Raw genomic sequence first — 692 nt, forward strand, 5'->3', positions numbered from 1 at the left:
CAGGTAGATGATCATGGCGATTGCCTGATATGTCGTCGTCGACATGCGGGTATCCTCCTTCTGGGCAGTTTTCAGTGAACCTAACAATCCGCGACAAAGATCCTCGATGTCAAGGCTCGTTATCTTTTCGTGACATTTGACTCTCTGCTGATCTCACGTTTCGGTCACTTTTAAGAAATTGGCGCTATAATAGGACATTTGCACACAAATGCGCTTGTAGGGCGCCGCGCGACGCTACGCGTCCATTATGAGATCGCGTGAAGTTGCTGTCCGTGTATGCACGTATGATGGACCCGTTCCCAGATCCCTACGTTCAGGAAACCCATGAAGCCCCTAATTTTGCAGTCCGACTTTGGATATTCAGATGGCGCCGTGTCAGCCATGCACGGCGTGGCGTACGGCGTGGACTCGAGTCTTCCTATTGAGGACCTCACTCACAACATTCCTCCTTACGACGTGTGGGAGGGCTCTTGTAGGCTCGCGCAAACTCTTGTGTATTGGCCCGCGGGTTCGGTGTTTGTTTCGGTTGTTGATCCCGGCGTTGGCTCGGATCGCCTGTCCGTGGTGGCAAAAACCAAGTCTGGCCATTTCGTTGTAACGCCTGACAACGGGACACTGACTCATATTGCGGTTACGTACGGTTTAGATGAGCTTCGTGAGATTGACGAGTCCGTTAACCGACTGCCGGGTTC

Annotated in this window: 1 protein-coding gene; it reads left to right on the forward strand. The window is 52.5% G+C overall.

What is annotated here, in order from left to right; translation table 11 throughout:
• Positions 1-324: 324 nt before the first annotated feature.
• The coding region (locus HMPREF1627_RS01990; RefSeq protein WP_034500701.1) for an SAM hydrolase/SAM-dependent halogenase family protein at positions 325-692 on the forward strand (368 nt) is incomplete at its 3' end.

Source organism: Actinomyces sp. S6-Spd3, from assembly GCF_000758755.1.
Taxonomy (GTDB): domain Bacteria; phylum Actinomycetota; class Actinomycetes; order Actinomycetales; family Actinomycetaceae; genus Pauljensenia.